General features: G+C 40.5%; 20 protein-coding genes. 9 read left to right on the top strand and 11 right to left on the bottom strand.

The genetic code is table 11. The features are described from left to right. Positions 1-2: 2 nt before the first annotated feature. Complete coding sequence (locus tag ACYQ3Q_RS13700) at positions 3-248, bottom strand: hypothetical protein (RefSeq protein WP_459929104.1); 246 nt, start codon at positions 246-248, stop codon at positions 3-5. A gap of 120 nt (positions 249-368) precedes the next feature. On the opposite strand from ACYQ3Q_RS13700, the gene ACYQ3Q_RS13695 reads away from it, so the two are divergent. Beyond that, positions 369-1,652, top strand: coding sequence for a glycosyl hydrolase family 18 protein (locus tag ACYQ3Q_RS13695; protein WP_459929103.1), 1,284 nt, complete (start codon positions 369-371; stop codon positions 1,650-1,652). Positions 1,653-1,733: 81 nt separating this feature from the next. On the opposite strand, the gene ACYQ3Q_RS13690 is transcribed toward ACYQ3Q_RS13695, so the two are convergent. From ACYQ3Q_RS13690 to cax, 3 genes are all read right to left on the bottom strand, one after another. Next, a complete protein-coding gene (locus tag ACYQ3Q_RS13690; RefSeq protein ID WP_459929102.1) occupies positions 1,734-3,086 on the bottom strand; it encodes an ammonia-forming cytochrome c nitrite reductase subunit c552 in 1,353 nt (450 codons plus the stop codon). A gap of 17 nt (positions 3,087-3,103) precedes the next feature. After that, positions 3,104-3,589 (bottom strand): cytochrome c3 family protein, encoded by a 486-nt coding sequence (locus ACYQ3Q_RS13685; protein WP_459929101.1) that lies wholly within the window; start codon positions 3,587-3,589, stop codon positions 3,104-3,106. Between the two features lie 239 nt (positions 3,590-3,828). After that, positions 3,829-4,863, bottom strand: a complete 1,035-nt coding sequence (cax, locus tag ACYQ3Q_RS13680; protein ID WP_459929100.1) for a calcium/proton exchanger — start codon at positions 4,861-4,863, stop codon at positions 3,829-3,831. A gap of 169 nt (positions 4,864-5,032) precedes the next feature. On the opposite strand from cax, the gene ACYQ3Q_RS13675 reads away from it, so the two are divergent. Beyond that, entirely contained in the window at positions 5,033-5,545 is a 513-nt protein-coding gene (locus tag ACYQ3Q_RS13675; RefSeq protein ID WP_459929099.1) for a GNAT family N-acetyltransferase, read from the top strand. Between the two features lie 129 nt (positions 5,546-5,674). Here the strand turns inward: ACYQ3Q_RS13675 and ACYQ3Q_RS13670 are convergent, their stop codons facing one another. Beyond that, a complete protein-coding gene (locus ACYQ3Q_RS13670; RefSeq protein WP_459929098.1) occupies positions 5,675-6,595 on the bottom strand; it encodes a SufB/SufD family protein in 921 nt (306 codons plus the stop codon). Further along, the gene (locus ACYQ3Q_RS13665; RefSeq protein ID WP_459929097.1) at positions 6,576-7,325 is read right to left on the bottom strand and encodes an ABC transporter ATP-binding protein; all 750 of its coding nucleotides are present in this window, start codon (positions 7,323-7,325) and stop codon (positions 6,576-6,578) included. The genes ACYQ3Q_RS13670 and ACYQ3Q_RS13665 overlap by 20 nt, the downstream gene beginning before the upstream one ends. 485 nt (positions 7,326-7,810) lie before the next feature. Here ACYQ3Q_RS13665 and ACYQ3Q_RS13660 point away from each other — a divergent pair, with 485 nt between their 5' ends. Continuing rightward, positions 7,811-8,083, top strand: a complete 273-nt coding sequence (locus ACYQ3Q_RS13660) for a hypothetical protein (RefSeq protein ID WP_459929096.1) — start codon at positions 7,811-7,813, stop codon at positions 8,081-8,083. 221 nt (positions 8,084-8,304) lie between these two features. After that, on the top strand, positions 8,305-8,499 hold the full coding sequence (locus ACYQ3Q_RS13655) for a hypothetical protein (RefSeq protein ID WP_459929095.1): 195 nt from the start codon (positions 8,305-8,307) through the stop codon (positions 8,497-8,499). A 638-nt stretch (positions 8,500-9,137) separates the two neighbouring features. Here ACYQ3Q_RS13655 and ACYQ3Q_RS13650 read toward each other — a convergent pair. Both ACYQ3Q_RS13650 and ACYQ3Q_RS13645 read right to left on the bottom strand, forming a co-directional pair. Continuing rightward, positions 9,138-10,619, bottom strand: a complete 1,482-nt coding sequence (locus ACYQ3Q_RS13650; protein ID WP_459929094.1) for an ArsB/NhaD family transporter — start codon at positions 10,617-10,619, stop codon at positions 9,138-9,140. Between the two features lie 730 nt (positions 10,620-11,349). Next, on the bottom strand, positions 11,350-12,609 hold the full coding sequence (locus ACYQ3Q_RS13645) for a saccharopine dehydrogenase family protein (protein ID WP_459929093.1): 1,260 nt from the start codon (positions 12,607-12,609) through the stop codon (positions 11,350-11,352). A 249-nt stretch (positions 12,610-12,858) separates the two neighbouring features. Between ACYQ3Q_RS13645 and ACYQ3Q_RS13640 the strand changes: the two genes are divergently transcribed. The 4 genes from ACYQ3Q_RS13640 to ACYQ3Q_RS13625 all read left to right on the top strand — a co-directional run bounded on the left by ACYQ3Q_RS13640 (position 12,859) and on the right by ACYQ3Q_RS13625 (position 14,566). Next, positions 12,859-13,092 carry a hypothetical protein gene (locus tag ACYQ3Q_RS13640; RefSeq protein WP_459929092.1) on the top strand — a complete coding sequence of 78 codons (234 nt, stop codon included), beginning with the start codon at positions 12,859-12,861 and terminating at the stop codon, positions 13,090-13,092. A gap of 126 nt (positions 13,093-13,218) precedes the next feature. After that, positions 13,219-13,812, top strand: a complete 594-nt coding sequence (locus tag ACYQ3Q_RS13635; protein WP_459929091.1) for an SET domain-containing protein — start codon at positions 13,219-13,221, stop codon at positions 13,810-13,812. 139 nt (positions 13,813-13,951) lie between these two features. Continuing rightward, positions 13,952-14,098: a hypothetical protein gene (locus tag ACYQ3Q_RS13630; protein ID WP_459929090.1), complete on the top strand. Its 147-nt coding sequence runs from the start codon at positions 13,952-13,954 to the stop codon at positions 14,096-14,098. A gap of 261 nt (positions 14,099-14,359) precedes the next feature. Further along, positions 14,360-14,566 carry a hypothetical protein gene (locus ACYQ3Q_RS13625; protein ID WP_459929089.1) on the top strand — a complete coding sequence of 69 codons (207 nt, stop codon included), beginning with the start codon at positions 14,360-14,362 and terminating at the stop codon, positions 14,564-14,566. A gap of 262 nt (positions 14,567-14,828) precedes the next feature. Here the strand turns inward: ACYQ3Q_RS13625 and ACYQ3Q_RS13620 are convergent, their stop codons facing one another. From ACYQ3Q_RS13620 to ACYQ3Q_RS13610, 3 genes are all read right to left on the bottom strand, one after another. After that, positions 14,829-15,605, bottom strand: coding sequence for a 4Fe-4S binding protein (locus tag ACYQ3Q_RS13620; RefSeq protein ID WP_459929088.1), 777 nt, complete (start codon positions 15,603-15,605; stop codon positions 14,829-14,831). 240 nt (positions 15,606-15,845) lie between these two features. Then, the gene (locus tag ACYQ3Q_RS13615; RefSeq protein WP_459929087.1) at positions 15,846-17,414 is read right to left on the bottom strand and encodes a sodium:solute symporter family protein; all 1,569 of its coding nucleotides are present in this window, start codon (positions 17,412-17,414) and stop codon (positions 15,846-15,848) included. A gap of 31 nt (positions 17,415-17,445) precedes the next feature. Then, the gene (locus ACYQ3Q_RS13610; RefSeq protein ID WP_459929086.1) at positions 17,446-17,550 is read right to left on the bottom strand and encodes a symporter small accessory protein; all 105 of its coding nucleotides are present in this window, start codon (positions 17,548-17,550) and stop codon (positions 17,446-17,448) included. Positions 17,551-18,122: 572 nt separating this feature from the next. Between ACYQ3Q_RS13610 and ACYQ3Q_RS13605 the strand changes: the two genes are divergently transcribed. Beyond that, complete coding sequence (locus ACYQ3Q_RS13605) at positions 18,123-19,676, top strand: L,D-transpeptidase (protein ID WP_459929085.1); 1,554 nt, start codon at positions 18,123-18,125, stop codon at positions 19,674-19,676. Positions 19,677-19,953: the final 277 nt, after the last annotated feature.

The following is a 19,953-nucleotide window of genomic DNA, read 5'->3' as shown; positions in this document are numbered from 1 at the left end:
ATCTAACGTTTTTGGCGAAAAACCAAGTGTTCCATAATCAGCACGGCTATTACCCCGACCACAAAGCCGTTGCCTAACACTGGTTTTAGAATAGGGGGGAAGGTGTTAAGAACTGATGGGGGTAGGTAGGATATAATCACACCTAGGATCATAGGGAGTCCTATCACTAGCCCATATTCAAACTTATAGTTCTGGTTCAAAGCAACCTGTAGACCACCCGCGATCTGCGAGCACATGAGGTAAATCATGGAACTGCCAAGGGAACGTTAGTAAAACATTTGGGTCTTTTTTCTTTTCTGAGGCGCGAAAATAACTTTCTGAACATAAATTAACAAAAGAGATTTGCGCGTGCTTTGAGGAGGATATATATGCAGATTCACGTGGTAAGGTCAGGAGAAACTCTTACTAAAATTGCCCAAGCTTATGGTATCACTTTTCAGGAGATTGCAGAGGCCAATCAAGTTCCAGATCGCAATCGGTTGGTCGTGGGTCAAACGTTGGTTATACCAACTTATGGGCAGTACCACTGGGTTCAACCTGGAGAAAGTCTATGGATGATCAGTCGTCGCTATAGTATAACTGTCCGAGAACTCGTTAGAATTAATCAGATCCAAAATCCTAATAATGTTCCGGTTGGTCTACGCTTGTATTTACCTCAGAAACCAAGGCCAACCGTAGAAACAAACTCTTACATTGATCCTAGAATGACTAGAGCCCGATCCGCTGAAGCTGTTGATAAAGTGGGAGAGCAGCTTACTTACCTGGCCATTTTTAGCTATGCGGTCAATCGAGACGGAAATCTTACCCCGGTTGAAGATCAACCGTCGTTGAATGCAGCTTTCAAGGACAGGGCTTTACCGCTCTTGGTTTTAACCAACTTTGAAGAAGGGCAATTCAGTACAGAAATTGCTACCGCGATCTTGACGAATGAAGCTTTGCAGGATCGTGTGCTAAACCAAGTTCTTCGAATTATGGAAGAGAAAGGATACAGAGGTCTTGACTTTGACTTCGAGTATTTAGGAGCAGAGAACAGAGAGCAATATGTTCGCTTTTTACAGAAAGCACGGCAATTATTAAAAGCGCGAGGGTATTATATTTCCGCTGCGTTAGCACCAAAGAATCGGGCAGATCAACGTGGAGTACTTTATGAAGGGCATGATTATCAAGCAATTGGGCAAGTTGTCGATTTCATCTTTTTTATGACTTACGAATGGGGCTGGTCCGGAGGGAGACCAATGGCAGTATCCCCTCTACCCCAGATGAGAAGCGTTATGGAGTACGCGATATCTGTCGTACCGAAAGCAAAGATTATGATGGGGATGCCCCTATATGGCTATGACTGGACCCTTCCTTATGTAGCCGGCGGCAAATTTGCTAGGTCGATTAGTCCTCAAACAGCTTTGGAGCTCGCTATCCGCTACGGTGTAAGCATTAACTATGACAAAGTCTCTCAAGCTCCGTGGTTTAGATATACGGATGAACAGGGAAAACGGCATGAAGTTTGGTTCGAGGATGCCCGAAGCATGCAAGCTAAGTTTGATTTGGTCAAGGAACTTGGGATTCGGGGTTTCTACTATTGGGTATTGGGAAATGATTTTCCTCAGAATTGGCTTCTAATTGAAGATAACTTCGTGGTACGTAAATTAACCTAGGAGAACGTCAACAATGCAATCAAAAAGATGAGCAAGTAGTTCCTCGGCTCGGAACTGCTTGCTCTTTCAAATCTCATAGGCTTATTGTTTGGGTGTTGTTTCAGGACCAGCAGCTTCAGCAGCGGTTCCTGCTCCGGGAGTCTTTCCTGCATCTGGTCCAGGCGTACCTCCAAGGGTTGCCCCTACTCCCAAATTAGCTTTAAGTTGAGCTTGGCGGGCCAAATCTATCCCTTCACCGAGAATTCTTAAGGCCTCTTTGGGGCTGTGCCATCCCATACTGTTTTCGGCAGAGATGAAATCCCAACGCCATTGGGCTTTGCGATGCAAGGATCGAGCTTGGTTCATCATGTCTGCTTTGGCAGCAGGATTCTTGGCTGCGGTCGCAATGGCATCGATGGCGTCTGAGAGTGCAGTTTCTAATCGAACTTTCGTATTAAACACGGCGTCTTGTGTACCTATGACTTGATTTTTCAGGTAATCTTCGCTTTGTTTATGACATGTTTGACAGGATTGAGAGATGTGATTGAGGGGGCTTTGCAGATGGTGCGAGGATATTTTGGTTTGCCCTTGTTTTACATAGGGCATATGGCAATCCGCACAGGCGACACCGTTAGCTGCATGAACACCCGTTGAGAAGAGTTCATAATCTGGGTGTTGAGCTTTGAGCATAGGGGCCTGACTTTCTTTATGTTCCCAGTCTTTAAAACTAATCTCTTCGTATAACTTTTCTGCATCTTCCATTTTCAACCCGTATTTCCAGGGGAAGGTGACTTTCTTATTATCAGGTTTAAAAAAATACTCGACATGGCACTGAGCACATACCATGGTACGCATCTCTTGCCGACTGAATTTGGCGGGATCGATTCCTCTTGTTTTTAGAGCGTCGAGAAGGGGAACACTGGTGATGGCTAGGGCCATTGTTTTTGGGTCATGACAGTTTGCACAGGCAATGGGATGCTTAATTTGATCCTTTAACTGAGCAAAAGGTGTTGACCAGAAAGAGTCTCCCATTTTATCGACAAGCGGTTTCACGTTAGGGCTTTTACAGTTCCAGCAGGAGCTGATAGTTTTTGGTCCGATACGCAGCGTTCCGGTAACATCTTCCAAGGCCCAAATATGCCCTCGTTCTTCGTTATAATCTTCGGAAAAGGGATAGCCTGCAAACAGTTTAACTTGGGCAGGTGATTCTTTCAGATGTGATTCTGGGAGGGAACCGCCATATTTGGAATTACCTTTTGTTTGTTCCTTTTGCTTAAGATAGCTGGCATAGTGATCAGGGTATACTTTTCCCCATACGGCGGGATCGAGTTCTCCCTCAGGTATAGTGGCAGTAGTGGGTTGAGTAGGTGCTTTTTCATTACAACCAGCTATTAGCACTCCGCTCAGGGTAAGGATAAGACCAAGCAGCATGAGACTGCGCCAGATTTTCTGCATTTAATTTCTACCTCCATTTATTGTTTTAATGTATAGATGGATTGGCTACTGAATGGTTGAATGGGCGTATCATGAGGTTCTCCGCGATGGCACTCAAAACATCGTTTTCCATCACTGATATTAATTCGTGCGACTACCGTTGAGTGACATCGAAGGCAATTGCGTTGGAGAATCTTTTGACTCCATTCCTTGGTACGTAGTACATCAGGTTGGGCAAAGGTGTTTTTGTAATAATCTCTGGCACCTGAATACCCTTTGTAGGCGATTTGCTCAAGAATGTTATCATGAGGGATGTGACAATCCTTACACCCTACACCATTTGTCTCGCGGTGCGTGCTGTGAAAAGAGGTTTCGTAGACTGGCTTCATGATATGGCAGGTCGTTCCACAATAATGAGTGGTTGAGGTTCGTTCATATTGAGCGACAAGAAAGAACACACCAATTGCTAGTAACGGTAGGCCGATGAGAAGCGACTTTTTTGTCCTTGAAGATAAACTATTCATAAGAACCTCCTCCCTCTAGTTAGGTTTAGTATAAAAGTTTAGGAATGCTTTTATGTATGACTTCTCAAGTTTTAGAGCAGTGGGAACATCTAAACAAAAGAACCTGGCTGGAAGCAATATGCTTCAGCCAGGTTCTTCGTAAATTATATATCAATAAAGTACGGAATTTAAGGAGTATTATGTCATTTTGCCTGTAAGGAGTTTTATATAGCAACGATCGAATCTGTGGATTACAGGGACTACACAAAGAGAAAGGCTAAAGCCATAATGGCATAGGCTGCTAATAATTGGGCACCTTCTAACCAGTTGGAACGGCCGTCCATACTAATAATGGCGGTAATAACGGTGCCCATGATGATGACGATTAGTTCATAACTGGTGAATAATAAGTCCAGAGGTTGGCCCATAAAGAAACCGATAAATACTAGTAAGGGAGCAACAAAGAGCGCTATTTGAGTACTTGAGCCAATCGCAATTTCCAGGCTGATATCCATTTTGTTCTTGAGGGCCATAAGTATGCTGGTGGAATGTTCTGCAGCATTACCGATGATCGGAATAACAATGACACCAATGAAAAGTTCACTGATGCCCAAGGTTTTAACGACCGGATCGATGCCCTCAACCAGAAATTCACTCTCGATAACGACAAAAAACGTAGCAATAAGTAGAATAGCAATAGACTTAAATTTTGACCATTTGGGAGTGTCTGAACATTCTTGGCTAGGACGAAAGACATCCTTGTGTGTATGGAGAGAAAAGATTAAACTTAGTAAATAAACGATCATTAGAATAGTGGCTACTCCTAAACTTAGAGGTATCGCTGCGGGATTAGAGTGGGTATTAAGAAAGACTGCAGGAATGATTAAACCAGTTACGGCCATGAGGAGCATTGAGGTATGCATAACAGCCGCAGCTCTGTTGAATCTTTGAGTCTTGTACTTAAATCCACCAAGGAGCATACTAAGGCCTAATACCAAGAGAAGATTCCCGATGATAGATCCTGTTATGGATGCTTTTACTACCTCGAAAAGGCCTGCCTTGAGGGCAAAGATCGTAATGATAAGTTCTGCAGCATTACCAAAGGTGGCGTTTAACAAGCCTCCAACTCTTGGCCCAACGTAGATGGCGATTTCTTCCGTGGCTTTTCCCATGTAGCCTGAAAGAGGAATTATGCTTAAGCAAGCAGCGATAAAAATCAAGACAGGCGAGTTACCTGAAAGATGCAAGAAAATACTGACGGGAATGGCCAATAGTAATGGATTGAGATATTTCACTTATAATAACCTCCTCAATCTGAGTCCCTAACGAAGACTTGATGTTTAACTTTAGTTGACCGAGTTCACTCAACTTTATGTGTCCATTAACTGCATTAAAATCTTATGGCCAATCGCGACAGCACTTAAATTTAAGAATGATAGCACTATCAATTGGAAGGAGAGAGTTATGAAAAAATTAATAGACACGAGTTTAGATGATTTTAAATTGAGGTTTGCTGAAATAACAGACGTTCCCCTGATTTTAGGCTTTATCAGAGAATTGGCTGAGTATGAAAAAATGTTGCCTGAAGTTTTAGCAACCGAAGAGGTTCTACGAGAGTCTTTATTTGAAAGAAAAATCGCGGAGGTAATTATAGGCGAATATCAAAATAGCCCGGTGGGATTTGCCTTGTTTTTTCACAACTTTTCTACGTTCTTAGGGAGAACGGGTATTTATTTGGAAGATTTATATGTAAAACCTGACATGAGGGGAAAGGGTATTGGCAAAATTTTCCTAACTTTTTTAGCAAGGTTAGCGATTGATAGGAAGTGCGGTAGATTGGAATGGTGGTGTTTAGACTGGAACGAACCCTCAATTAAGTTCTACAAAAAAATGGGAGCTGTTCCGATGGAGGATTGGACGGTATATCGTGTATCTGATGAGGCTTTATATAAATTAGCAGCAGAGGGAAAGGGTTAATGGGGTCACAAATTGGCTTTCAGTTAATTGGCTAGTGAATTCGATAACATTAAGAAACAAGGCTGGAGGCGGTCAAGCTTCCAGCCTTGTTAGAAGAATTTAAGCTATTATGAATGTAGAGAATTCATCCTATTTAAGAAAACCGCTTAGGATGGCATCCTCGGCCTCGCTCTCCGAGAACCCCATAGACATTAATTTGATTAACTGTTCAGATTCTATTCGTCCTATGGCAGCCTCATGCACTAACTGTGCTTCACTATGATAGGCGGAAATTTTCGGAGTGGAAAGAACCTGAGCATTATGCATGATAATCGCATCACATTGGATATGACCACGTCCTTTATTTCGTGCAACGAGATCGAAGAAAAATTCTTGCTTGGAATCACCCTGAGCAACTGACCGGGATATTATTTGAGCGGAAGAATCGACCCCTAATAATTCTACGGTAATATTGGATATAGCCTCTTGATCCTTGTAAGTTAGAAGTCTTTCAGTGACGATAAGCTTTGCATTATCCATGAGTCGGACGACTGTATCCCGTTTTGTTTGGTCAATCCCTCTTATCTGAATAAGTTCAAGCTCGACAATAGCCCCTTCTTCTACGTCAATAATTGTCTGAGGATTCAGGACCCGCTGCCCCTTACCCTCACCTTGTCCATAGTGTTTCTCTACATACTTGAGTTTAGCCCCTTTTCGGACAAAAAAGTTGTGGATTCCGTCATGCTGTGATTTGCGGTCTCCCGAATTATGTACCCCACATCCTGCAACAATTAATACATCTGAGTATTCACCAATTTCAAAGGTATTATAAACTAGATCATTGATATTTTCTTCAGTCACAATAACTGGGATGTGGACGCTTTCCCCTTTAGTGTAGGGCTTAATGATCACATCAATCCCCGGCTTATCCAGCTTAGTGACGATATTGATATTAGCCGTCGTATTGCGCTGAACTCCCTCGCCATTTTTTCGGATATTATAAGCTCCTTGTGGTATTTCATGGAGATCGGCCACTTTCTCAAGCATCAGTTTATCTAATGCATTCAACACTTTGACCAACCCCTTTCACACAGTTTGTGCTACAGGCACAGTCTGAGTTTAAAATTCCTGCAAGAATGATGTCTCTTTCAGATTGCGCACTGATTGTCCCATTGGACATGATAATAATTTCATCCGCCAAACCCATAATTCGCTCTTGGTGAGAGATAATGATAATCGTTGTATCATATTTCTCGTGGATATTTGTAAACGTTTCTGCTAGCTTCTGAAAGCTCCATAAGTCAATTCCTGCTTCCGGTTCGTCAAACACCGCAATCTTAAGATTGCGCGCAAGTACGGTAGCAATTTCGATTCTTTTCATTTCTCCGCCAGAGAGACTACTATCAACATCTCTGTTGAGATAATCCTGGGCGCATAATCCGACGTCATAGAGAAGATCGCAAATGTTTATCTTTTCAGGATTTTGTGAGGCAGCCATATTTAGAAGTTCTTTAACAGTTACCCCTTTAAAGCGAGGAGGGTTCTGAAAAGCATAGCCGATACCCATACGAGCTCTGTCAGTAATAGAGGTTGTAGTGATATCTTGTCCGTCGAGTAAGATGGTTCCTTTAGTAGGATTGTACACACCCATGATCATTTTAGCGAGAGAGGACTTCCCCCCACCATTGGGTCCTGTAACGACGTATATCTTTTTCTCATAAAATTTAAGATTTATGTTCTTCAGAATCTCAAAGCCTTTGGATCCTTCAATTTCTAGAGATACATTTTGTAATTCAAGCATGATTCAGCCTCCTTTGTATGTCTATATTTAACAATAACATAATTCCACATTTTTTTGTAGCATGAAAGCTAAGATAATCACAAAGTATGGACACATTAATCATCTGTCGCAACCCTATTCATCATTTCGGGAACTAGCTGCTGCTTCTCTAATTACTCCGGGGAAACTTTTCGTTTTACTATAATTATAAAAGCACTTGCCCTGTCTTGATTTCCCCAACTTCCTTGTAACCCAGTAAACACCGATAACTTGGGAAATGCCAATAATAATACTTTGCTTTTTTGTCCATGATTGATAGCCACGCTTATCCATATTCAACATCTAAAGAAATAGTGGACAAACGGTAAAAAATTTATAAAAAATATTTTGTAACACTTTTTAGTACTTGTACATAACCTATATTAGAAATAATCATCAATGAAATCCCAAATTTCTATATCTTATATCGCCACTAGTGGCAGATTTAATAAAAGGGGATAAATCATATGATGCTATTCTTTCCTTATCCTATTGGTTCACGTTTATTAATAGGTGTCGATTCGAGTTTCTGGGTTGGCCGTTTTGCTGGAATACTAAATGGAGTTGCAATATTGAGCAACGCTCAACTGTTTGCTAACGTTGGGAAACCAATTGACGGAATCCGCCCGGTAGTCCGCATCCCAATTAGAATGATTACGTTTGTAGCCCTCAAAGATAACAAAGACAACAAGGATGACAAGGATGACAAGGACAATAAGGACAATAAAGGTGACAAATGATTATAGTTAAATGCTGGTCTTAATTAAGCAAGGGTAGGATTTTCCTACTCTTGTTATTATCTCTAACTACTACTCTAGGCAAACATGAACACTCACTGGATCTGTAACACTTTACGGAACTTGTACATATCTTATATCATCAATAATCACCAACGTATTTCTGGAATTTCTTATCTTATATCGCCACGTTTGTGGTAGATGAGCAAAAGGAGATCAACCATATGTTATCATTTGGATCAACTTCTGGAGTTCTCAAGCAGTATGTAATGGAAATAGAGTTGGCGATTATTATTGTCTTATTTTTAGCATTCACCCTCAATAGTAATCATAATAACAACGGTAGTAGTCCGAATACCAATAGTAATTCTAATACTATTACTATTAATGCTAGAGATAACGATAAGAAGTCATGGTAAAGCTAATCTCAAGAACGTTGGCCTAGGTATGTATGCCTAGGCCAACGCTCTTATTGATTCATTAATGCCATGAGGCCATTAAAAGAGAAAAAAAGCCATCAGGGGAAAAATAATTAACGTATAGAGGTTTGTGAAATCAAACATCCAGCCAGGCCCTCACTGTTTTGAGAAGGATCCCTAGGAAATGCGATTTCCTCTTGTAAGATAGAATTACTATAGGGAAACGTAGGTTTCAATAGCCAATATAACAAGCTAGCGCTGATGAACATAAAAGAGCCCATCAACATCTTTTTCCTCCCTCCTTTCAAGAGCGTACAGGAAACACAAGTAAATCTAATTAACACCACCTAAATGTCCATAATTCTCCCTAAATTACGGAATCCTTTTCTACTCTATAATATGTATTTGAGGACAACTCAGTGCATCACGGATGGCAGTAAAAAATAGTGGCTCATGAATTTCCAATTGTTGCTTGTACCAATCCTCCAACCAGAGCAGAAAGTATAACTGGCTGGTACAGCCAGTTATACTTTCTTGAAAATACCCAGTTTTTATTGATCAGTGGTGCCGCGCAGCGACATGAGAGCCTGCTAGTACGAAAAACCTAGGCAAAGATGTCTAGTTTTTCATGACCGTGGTTAGAAAAATAACCACTCTACCCAAAAATATAGGCTAAACAAACTAATCAAGAGCCCAATGGGAATTACCATGACAGTGACTTTCACAATATCTGCCCATTTAACCCTAATCCCATTTTTCCTGAGTAAAAACATCCATATTAGGGTAGCTAGGGTTCCCATCGGGGTAATCAATGAGCCGATATCGGCTCCCATGATACTTGCCATATAAGCAAGTTGTAACGTGGCGGTATCTAGCCCCATTTCCACCAGGGTGAAGGTCCCGATCATAACTGAGGGAAGATTATTAAATAAATTCGACATGACCGTAAGCAAACTGCCACTGATCAAACAGGCGCTCAAATGGTTGGCTGATATGGGTTCTCGGAGTAGTTCCACGATCATTCCGGTTAAGCCAATATTATGCAGTCCGTAGACAACGACATAGATACTAAAAGCGAATAGAATGATATGCCAAGGGGTTTTCTTGATAATATCTTTGACTCCGACTCCCATTCGGTACCAACGATAGCCAATGAGTAGCAATGCCCCGAAGATGCCAATCAGCTCTATAGGGATGTTAAGACCCGCGCCTATAAACAGTCCCGCTCTAATCAGAGCGACAATGGCGATGCAAACCTTGAACATAGACTTTTCAATCACAGGTGAGTGATGAGGATTCTCCGCTCTAAAGTGAGGAGCATGAACGTGCAGGAAATGTGGATGTGGATGCCGGCGTTGGTGTAGATGTTGGTTTTGGTGTGGATGCGAGTGTCGGTGCGGATGTGGGTGAGGGTGATCCTTCTTTGTTACTGGCTGATTAGGGAAAGACAGGGAATGATCTGAAACCTCTGATTTAGGAAGCACCATGATCTTTATCGGAATTTCCTTACGAAAATAATAAAACAGTAGTAAGGAAATGGCTGTGATCCCCACCATCGAGGGAACGAACATCATGGTCACATACGAATTTATATCCAATCCGACAATTTTCAAAGCAATCAGGTTTGCTAGGTTGCTGACAGCAATTGGTGCACTTGAGGCGGTAGCGATCAATGCCCCGGAAATAAGGTAAGGGAATTGTTGATAAGGCTTTAACTTTAACATAATGACAATATTAATTATGATAGGGGTTGTTATTAGGATGCTTCCGTCGTTGTTGAAAAACATGGTCATTAGGAAGCACAGCAACAAAATATACCAGTAAAGCAAAACTCCTGACCCTTTAGCACGGTTCACAAGGTTAATGGCCGCCCAGCGAAAAAAACCGATGCTGTCAAGGACAATGGACATCACGATCGTCGATAGAATAGTTAGGGAAGCCCCGCTGACAATTCCTAGTATTGTATTCAAATCGCTCAAAGGAACGATTCCCGCGAGGAAAATGAAGACTGCACTAATAGTTGGAGGAATGGATTCATTAATCCCATGAGGTCTCCAAAGGAGAAACAGCACCATTAAGGAAAAAAACGCTAACGTATAAAGGGTTGTGAAATCAAACATCCCGCCACGCCCTCACTGTTTAATGAAGGGTTTCTTAAAAATTCAAATTTTTTTTCTTGCAGAATAAAATTTTGAGGAATTGGAGGTCTTAACATCCAATATAGAAAGCAACTGCTAAGGATCAATAAAGAGCCCATGAACATTTTTCCTCCTCCTTCTCCGAAGGCTACCGGTAAGACTTAACTATCACCCTTTCTTCTAATAAACTACTGAATTCGGTTTTATCTAATTTATAGTATGTACACAAGGACAACTCTGTGCATTTAGGAGGTAGTCAAGCATGGTGACTAAAAAAATAATAAAAACTAAGGAGTAGGACAAATTCCCACTCCTTTTACGTACGAAAAAAACCATAGTTTGTAGCTGATGTTCCATGTTGGGAACAAGCCTATTAGTCCTGTTCCCCCATCCTGATCGGGTATTCCTAAGTACTAAGGCGGTTTCATTATTATTTTCTAGACATTTCTATGGGGCTATCATCTTGAAGATGGTAGCTTTTTTTCTTACACTTATTCGAGAAACTTCTGACATTGATTTGAAGACCTAGATCAGGTCAGGTTGATGAGCTCTTGCTTGGTCAAAGTCAATCCTCGATTCGTGTAAATTAGCATCAAAACGATGATATCATCGTTTTGATGCTAATTTCGGGTGAGGGCGATTTGACGCTTACAAAGAATAGACCCAGTACCTAGTGTACCAGGTCTATTCTTACGTGCGACAGGCAGTCCTTTCATTGACATATCCGCTGCAGCATACTTCCCTGAGAAGTATCGTTCTTTCCTTCCACGTAATCTGTCATATAATATCTCAGATATTTCCCATAATTAGTGTTAGTTTTTAATAATAGCTCGTCGACATAAAAAATTCCTTGGGGAATTTTATCTAACAGCAAGGACGAAATAGCAGCATAAATCCCACAGGCTACTTGAAAATAAGTGGCATTGACCTTAAATTTCTTAAAAACCTCTTGGTTACTTAACACATTATACATGAATATTTCATAGTCTTCATAGACAAGTAACACACCGACTAAATCCTCTCCGACCAGTTCTTCGCGCGAAGGGTCAAGGACTTCCTTATTCCACTGCCATAAATCGTCAACATGGTCAAGGTTTGCTCGGATTAATTCCGAAGTATGGTCGTTGATCTTATAGATAAAACCTGTTTCCATATCAAAAGCCTTACCCAGTGTTATAGCTTCTTCATGCGCCATAAGGCAACCGGAAAAACGTCGATCTCCCAAGGACACATTAAATTCATGATTGTACACATTATCATATAAAAAAAGCGGCATTCCATGTTTAAGGAACATCGGATAGCCAAGAATTGCTTCGTCAAGAAAGCATTCCGGCGACCAGGTGGTATAAATCGTTTGCTTATCAGCTAAAGACTTATCTGCGTAAAACGAAGTATCTTGTTCAACGATATAACACCCAAGGGGATTTTTATCCGGCCTTTTCTTGATCAGTTCCAAAGCCATCCACTGCACGACGCCCGGATTCATACCTGACCCTATGATTGCCGTTGATCGTTTAAAATCTTGTTTATTCTTTTCAAAGATATAATACCTTTCAATTAAACCGAAGCCATCAAAGGATTCCGTTTCATCAATCATGGTATTTTCAAAAGCAGTATTGATATAGTTAACACCTAATTCATCACAAATCCTAAGCGTTTCCAAAGTATCTGCTAATGAACAATCAAGGACTATACTTGTATGAGTCCTTTTAAGATGTTTTGTAAACTCAGTGGAATTCTTAAGGTCGAACTTGTAAACACTGAGGTTTTTTGCTAAATAAGGAAATAGATTTTTGTAGTAATCAATGTTCTTTTCTTGATTATCAACTAAATGCAATTTTAAGTTGATAACAAAAGAATGAATAGGGTCATTTTCATCTTCGGCAGTTTTATTTAAAATCGATAATAACGCCTTGGACACACCACCGGCGCTTCCGAGGACTGAATAATTCCACAAAGGTTTATCCGTCACCATCATCACTCCAATTATAGATTGCACTATAACCTATGACAAAGGCTCACTAATGTGAGGATAAGCCTATAATATATTCTCTTGATGACAGCATCCTAAAAAAGATCGTCTGCATATGCAACTTACTTGTCACGCTTTAACAAACTTGTACATAACATGAATTAGGAACAATCCCCCTAGACAATCTCGAATCTTCTCATCTTATGTCGCCATGATGAGTGGCAAATCAAAAGAAGGGGGCCCAATCCTATGCTATTTAGAAACACAAATTTCATTGGAGCTTTATTCGACAAATATCCAAAAGGTGAACGTTTAGGAATCGGGGTGGATGCAAGCTTTTGGGTTGGTCATTTTGGGGGCTTGCAAGATGGCGTTGCAATCTTAACCAACGCACAATTGTACGCCAACATGGGCAAACCAGTCGATGGAGTTCGGCCGCTCGTTCGCATCCCCATCAGTAAAATTACCTTTGTTTCAGAATAATCATTATACCGAAGAGGGTAGGATTTTTTCCTGCCCTTGTCTTTAACCCAAAGCATACGAGGCTTAGTCTGATGAGACAAGAGCTTGCCATAAGTTAGTATTCTATGAAGAAGGGGAACAAAAATCATGATGCATCCGGATACAGAACTTCGCTTTATAAGTGACGAGATAGGTCTCGGCGTATTTGCTACAAAATTCATCCCTAAAGGAACCATTGTGTGGATCTTAGATGATTTAGACTTGATCCTTGATGAGGATTACGTCGATTCCCTTGATGAAATCCGTCAGGAAATTATCTATAAGTACTCTTATCAAGATAACGATGATAACTATATCCTTTGTTGGGACCATGCGCGGTATATGAATCATAGTTTTCATTCAAATTGCGTCGATACAGCTTATGAGTTTGAATTAGCCGCAAGAGATATTTTTCCCGGTGAAGAGATGACCTGTGATTACGGTGCTATGGGCTATGATGAAGAATTTAAATGTCAATCTGAAGGCACGGCGCGTACGAGTGTGAACGCTGATGATTATTTGTTCTTCTATCAGGAGTGGGACGAAATAGCTAAGGACGCGTTTACAATGTTTAATAGTTGTGATCAACCGCTTAAACATTTAATCAGCAAGGATTTCGCCGACAAAGTAAGTGCAGTCGCGTGTGGACTTGAGCCATTAGACTCAATTCTCACTACTTTTATAGACGATGAGTCTGTATGAACATCCACTGACATGTAGAGTATATCGAATTAAAAAGTATACTGAATTACTAAGAAAGTGCTCACACAAGCCAGACAAGTTTCATAACCTGTACTAGGAAACCATTTCAAATATTTTTATTCAGAAGGAGGAATCAATTGTGATGGGAGAAAAACAATCTTTAATTGGTCCTATAGTTGTCATTGAATTAGGTATAATCATAGGGGTGCTAATCTTATTATTCCTTGAAATTCAAGAAGAAGATCATGGGAAAAAGCATAAGAAATTGAAAATGGCCACTGAATAAGCCGACTCATTTTCTGGGCACTATCAGAAAAGCCGCCCTAATCGGACGGCTTTATATATAGTAACTAACATCAACTACTGAGTAAGTGAAAACCGTGTTCAATTCTCCTACCACTCGCAAATTTTAGAACCTCTTTAAGATTGAGCATAATAAGAATTATAAATTCACACTCCTTCCATTAACATCCAATGGACATGTCTAATATGCTATACTAGCCCCCCTTATTCTTACAAATATCTTAATACAGAGGAGACGATTCAAATGAAAGAAGAAAACAGTCAAAGTTGCTGCCCGCTTGGATTAATCGAGACAGAGTTAGCTATCATTGTTATCTTATTGTCACTGCTTACTTTCAATTATTTTTTTGGGGATGACGAAGAGGATGAAAATTCTCAAAACAGCAACAGTAAAGATGGTAAAAACAACCAAGATAACAAGAGCCAAGATAACAAATCCAGCAGATGGTAATAAAAAATGGTCTAGGTGATTGTGTCTAGACCATCTACATAAGCATTTTCCACTTCCACTGACTCATCTGTCGCAATAATCAATGTCAGCTTCAGAGGAATGATCCTTGAGTTCCGAGTGGGCCTCCAACAAGGTGGCGCTCTTCGTGACTGTGCTCGGCTTGCGTCGTCTATGTCCCGTGAATTTCATTGCTTGATACTAAGATAAATTATCATATCGATGGGATAGAGCATATTTCAGGCGAGTTTTATTTAATATAAAGTTATATTAAGGCGCAGGGTCCTACTGAGCACTTACCGCAAATATCGCATAAACCCAAGTCCGGGAACTGTTTATCCACTTCTAGTAAATGAGCATAACATGTATGTTTATCCAGACCTTGCAGTGTTAAAGCACCGGTGGGGCAGTTGTTAACGCAAAACTGACATTTGGAATCTCTGATATAGAGACAGTTTTCGGTGGCTGGCCGAGGGGAGGGCGTAATTTCAGCGGAGATTACCATACTACCACAACGCCCTGCGCATCCAGCCGAGGTAATCAGAAGGTGGTTCAGTCCGAAGGTCCCTAACCCTGCAACATAGGCCATGCTTTTATTTGACCAACTTGCTGTTAAATCCTGTTCGTTAAAATTATGAGTAGCGGGTTGAGTCGCCACATTTATTCCCTGACTCGCTAATACTTGTTTAAGTTCTGAGCTAATGGTTGCGATAAGTTCGTTCGTTTCTATATAGGCTATGGCCCATTCTCTTGCTATCTGGGAATCCTTTCGATTAGCTGCTACTATGGTCTCAGTGAATGGTAAGAAAAAGGCTATAACCGTTTGAGCGTCGGGTAGAAGTTCGGTTGGGTGTAAATGATGGGGCCCAATGATCTCCTTCATTTGATTAAATAGGGGGTCATGGACTGAGGCGAACCCAATAAGTGGTTTGCGGTATTGAGTTAGTGTCTTGGCTTGGTCGACTTGGAAGTTGATCGAGTCGATTATTATTTTGGCTAGCTTAAGCAATGAGGTCATCTCCAATCTTGTTCTGATAATCATTAAAAAGGGGCTCCGTTATCCACTCAATTCAACGTTAGGATCTAAAACCCTTCTTATTTTTAGATATAACTCACTAGTAAAGAGTTCAGCCAATCGTGAGACGCTCACAACTACAAGTGGCAACTTGAGTTAAACGAGTCCTAGGGAAAGACGAATATAAGTCGTAGAAGCTGAAATCTGCCACTTTGCAAGATTGGCAAAGTGGCTGATTGTATCTCAATGCCTTAAATTCCAAGCAATTTAAGCGACAGGCTTGTATGGTTTGGTAACTAATGAGGCGATGATGAAGACAATAATACTGGCAGGAAGAGCGATTATTAAGGGATCGATATAGCTTAAGGGGCCAGTTCCAGCCAGCGAATTTTTGCCAAATAGAACTTTGGCTAAGCCAAAGATGGCAGATTCTTTAGTATAGACAAAGATGCACATAAAACTATAAACAAGGGTCCCAACCAGCATACTCCAAGTTGCGCCAGTTTTCGTGGCACGCGGCCACCAAAGGGCACCAGCGTATATTGGTAGGAAAGCTGCGGCACAGAGACCAAAGAAGATTGAGGTGGCCACTGCGATAATGTTACCCGGTAAGACGTTGGCTACCATAACAGTGGCAATGAACCCTACAATTAGCCCTACACGGGCGAGTAAGAGTGTTTTAGTCGGGTCATCCTTACTGGTTTTACCGAAAAGATCATAACTAATTGAGGTTGAGATAATGTGAAGTTGACCGCTCAAGGTAGACATAGCTGCTGCCAATAGACCAAGTAAGAAAAAGTAAACCAGCCAAGCAGGAAATGCTTCAGCTAAAAACAAGGGTATTACTTTATCTGTGTTAGGACCAATTCCACCGATGGCGGACGCTGTCATGGCAATAGTATTACTCGTTTCGTGGAAGTAGACATTGGAAAGGGCACCGACGGTAAAAGCAACCCCGGTCATAAATAGAATGAAAACTCCCCCGAAAACTAAGGCGCGGTTTAACTCTTTGCCGGATTTAACCGTCATATAACGAACTATAAGTTGTGGCTGAGCTAGCACTCCGATACCTACTCCGAGGACTAAGGTGGATATGACAAACCACCAATTTTGGCTTAAGAAGGTGGGCATTGAGGCAAAACCGGTCATTCCTTGTTGCGCTAAAGCTGCAGGAACTAGGCTTGTCATGGCGTTTAACTTAGCATGTGCCACTGAGATGCCGCCAAGTTTCATGTACGTGAAACTGAGTAGAAGAAACATCATAATGAACATCAAGGTGCCTTGGAAGGCATCAGTATAAACAACTCCTCTTAGGCCGCCAAAAAAGACGTACGCTAAAACTATCAGAGAGAGAACCCAGAGCGCTGTAGTGTAGTTCATTTGCAAGGTCTGTTCTAAAAATCTGGCTCCACCAATCATTACGGCCGCGGCGTAAAGTGGTAAGACAATACTCATGAGTGCCGCAGACCACTTGCGAATGAAGGTTGATTGATAGTGAGCTCCCAAGAGGTGGGGGAAGGTATAGGCTTTAAGTTTCTGTCCTAAGGTGCGTGTTTTCTTGCCAAAGAAAACAAAGGCGATGAAAATTCCCACGAAAATATTAGCAAAGGTTAACCATAACATACTCAGGCCATAAAAACCGGCAGCTCCTCCAAACCCAACAATGGCAGAGGTAGAGATAAAGGTTGCTCCATAAGCCATGCCCATGACATAAGGATGGATATTTCCACCTGCCACCATATAATCGGTTGAAGATTTTGTGTGCTTATAACCAAGGTATCCTAGAAAGGCTGTGATTAATATATAAATTGCTAAGACAACAATAAAAATACCCACTTACGACTCCACCCTTCAAAACTATGAAATTTCAGTCTTTATTCCAATTGATTAAACCATAAACTACACATAAGAGGGCACTGCCAATGGACAAGAGAAATGCGGCAATAACCCCCGGGTCAGTCAGCCCTAACATAAATCCACCCCGTTTCAATTTTGCTAGATAAATTCGAGATTATAACAATTCTTTTGGAATTAAGTGCTTAAATTATTTTCCCTACCATGCTAACATTCTGTAGCTTCCTCTAGCGACCCAGCCTTAGACACAATAATACAATTAATTGAAATTTCCGTACTACTATCCTTCCTTTTTATTTGCTTTTAAACGAATTATTAATAAATTTGCCGTAAAAATTACTTCGCTAAAAGGACATGCTGAAATTATAACAGTTGTGTTCTGAACAGACAATACTTTTTTCCGCCTGTATTAAAACACTTTCGAGCTAATAATACATTTTTTTCAGGGAGGGTAGAACAAATCAAACTTCGATATTATGAAATGTTAATGGACTAGAAATTACTTTTTGAATGCTTTTTCCCTAAAGGGAAAATAATTAAAACAAGTCTGTAAGCGAAAAAGCTTATAGACTTGTTTTAATTATTTTTTCTGAAAGAAGTCTTATAGTATCTAATTTTGAATAGTTTACATAGTAGCGTGAATTGATGCACCGCTTAATAACGCATGTGGATTTATCCAGCGAGGGGGATGTGGTTACTTTGGAGTCTACCAAACTAAAGGGAAATTTATTTAGTTTAGGAAATGGCTATTATCTTTCTAAAAATGATCCTTTATTTTGGAAAAAACTCTTGATTCAAAGACCTGAAGATAAGGAAGCTCTGTATTATGTTGGTTTAGAATATGAAATTGAAGCCAGAAACTATTTGGATAGGTACAATCTTACCAAGACCGATCAGTATTTGACTTTATATCATAAATTAATGAAACAATCATTTGAGTTGATCAATCGTTCTTTTAACAAAGGGTTTCTATCTGCAAGACTGGATGTTCTAAGAATGGAACGAGCCATGAAAATTACACAAAGTAAGGATCTTGCTAATCTTGAAAAGTTTGTCAGTAAAAATGGTAAAACTCGATTATTACTAACTTTAATTTTCGGATTAATTATGGCCTTAATTCTAGCCATGATTTTCTTACCTAGACTTCGAACTACGACCAATCATATAAACAATCATTATCTGTATATGTTGCCGTATGAGGTTATAGAGCAGAAACCCACCACTCTTATTACCTTTCCTGGCCTTAAAGATCCAGCTAAGGTAATCGTCGTTAAACGTGAGATAAGTAAAGAATTACTAGTTAATCAACTCGTTGCGGGACTAAAAGCTGACTACGAAATGAAGCCTGTTTCTGAGGCGAAACAGGTAGTGGCTATCGATGAAACGAATACAGAAAGAGGGATGGTCTTTTGGGCAGGCGGGGATAAAAATATTCAGGTATATATTTATCCACAGGAAAGTACAGCGTTTGACACCAGCCAAGAACGTCAATTATGGGAAACGACGACAGTTGTAAGAAGTGCTACATACCAATTTTCCAAAAAAAACGGTTATCTGCCAGAAGATCTTAAAACCCTTATTCAACCTTTCCCCAACAATTACTTAACGGAATTACCGAACGACCCTTTTGAGTTAAAGCATACTGTGACCTTATCCTCAACAGGAGAGGGCGGGTGGCTATATTCATTGATGGAGAATCCTGCTAATCAGGACTGGGTAGCTGTTGTAAAAGAGGCAATAAAGCCAAATATACCATACGTTAAAGAGATTCCATTTTCTCCAATAACTATTACTATAAATAAGGGCAACCATACCTTGCTGGTAATTTCCGGTGATCGAATAATAAGGAAATATTCTGTAGCACTTGGAAAAGAGGATTCAACTCCCGAGGGTGATTTTTTTATCTCTAAAAAAATCATGAATCCCGATAAATTTGTACCCCTTGACCAAAATGTATATGGGACAAGGGCCATGGAATTGTCAAATATCAATTTTGCTATTCATGGAACTAACCTGCCTTCGAGCATTGGGCAAGAAGTTTCTCAGGGCTGTATACGGCTAAATAACTCGGAAATGGAAGATTTATATGCCATAACCCCCTTGTATACTCCTGTTAAGATAGGAAAAAGTACTACACCTATCCAGGGCTTACCTCTACTTGATTCACCCAATATTTACCTGTATAATCGTACTGATAACAAAAAAGAAGAAGACAATCTTAGCGTATATCATTGGGCACACTAATTTAAGGCCAATGGTTATGCACAAGCACTAAACGCGAAAATTGATCCGGGCGATAGAGAGGCCAATGAATAGTTCCTGCCAGACTAGCAAATAATATCTTCATAAGGGTGCGTAATGGTCGAGCCGAACATATATGCCAATTTAGGTGTATATGGGTCGAGCAAGATCTTTGGGATGTTGAGTTTTTCATACTCAATCATAGATCGTGAGATATATGCATGTGTAAGAAATCTGGTTATAGGTAGCCGAGAGTTTATCTGTAGTCAGGTAGATATCC

Source organism: Desulfosporosinus burensis, assembly GCF_054657535.1.
The sequence above is the reverse complement of the archived record's forward strand: the minus strand, read 5'-3'. Positions and strand labels throughout refer to the sequence as shown.

Bases quoted from the DNA above. Each gene is read 5' to 3' on its own strand.
- ACYQ3Q_RS13700 (WP_459929104.1), bottom strand. From the start codon at position 248: ATGATTTACCTCATGTGCTCGCAGATCGCGGGTGGTCTACAGGTTGCT.
- ACYQ3Q_RS13695 (WP_459929103.1), top strand. From the start codon at position 369: ATGCAGATTCACGTGGTAAGGTCAGGAGAAACTCTTACTAAAATTGCC.
- ACYQ3Q_RS13690 (WP_459929102.1), bottom strand. From the start codon at position 3,086: ATGCAGAAAATCTGGCGCAGTCTCATGCTGCTTGGTCTTATCCTTACC.
- ACYQ3Q_RS13685 (WP_459929101.1), bottom strand. From the start codon at position 3,589: ATGAATAGTTTATCTTCAAGGACAAAAAAGTCGCTTCTCATCGGCCTA.
- ACYQ3Q_RS13675 (WP_459929099.1), top strand. From the start codon at position 5,033: ATGAAAAAATTAATAGACACGAGTTTAGATGATTTTAAATTGAGGTTT.
- ACYQ3Q_RS13665 (WP_459929097.1), bottom strand. From the start codon at position 7,325: ATGCTTGAATTACAAAATGTATCTCTAGAAATTGAAGGATCCAAAGGC.
- ACYQ3Q_RS13660 (WP_459929096.1), top strand. From the start codon at position 7,811: ATGATGCTATTCTTTCCTTATCCTATTGGTTCACGTTTATTAATAGGT.
- ACYQ3Q_RS13655 (WP_459929095.1), top strand. From the start codon at position 8,305: ATGTTATCATTTGGATCAACTTCTGGAGTTCTCAAGCAGTATGTAATG.
- ACYQ3Q_RS13650 (WP_459929094.1), bottom strand. From the start codon at position 10,619: ATGTTTGATTTCACAACCCTTTATACGTTAGCGTTTTTTTCCTTAATG.
- ACYQ3Q_RS13640 (WP_459929092.1), top strand. From the start codon at position 12,859: ATGCTATTTAGAAACACAAATTTCATTGGAGCTTTATTCGACAAATAT.
- ACYQ3Q_RS13635 (WP_459929091.1), top strand. From the start codon at position 13,219: ATGATGCATCCGGATACAGAACTTCGCTTTATAAGTGACGAGATAGGT.
- ACYQ3Q_RS13625 (WP_459929089.1), top strand. From the start codon at position 14,360: ATGAAAGAAGAAAACAGTCAAAGTTGCTGCCCGCTTGGATTAATCGAG.
- ACYQ3Q_RS13620 (WP_459929088.1), bottom strand. From the start codon at position 15,605: ATGATTATCAGAACAAGATTGGAGATGACCTCATTGCTTAAGCTAGCC.
- ACYQ3Q_RS13610 (WP_459929086.1), bottom strand. From the start codon at position 17,550: ATGTTAGGGCTGACTGACCCGGGGGTTATTGCCGCATTTCTCTTGTCC.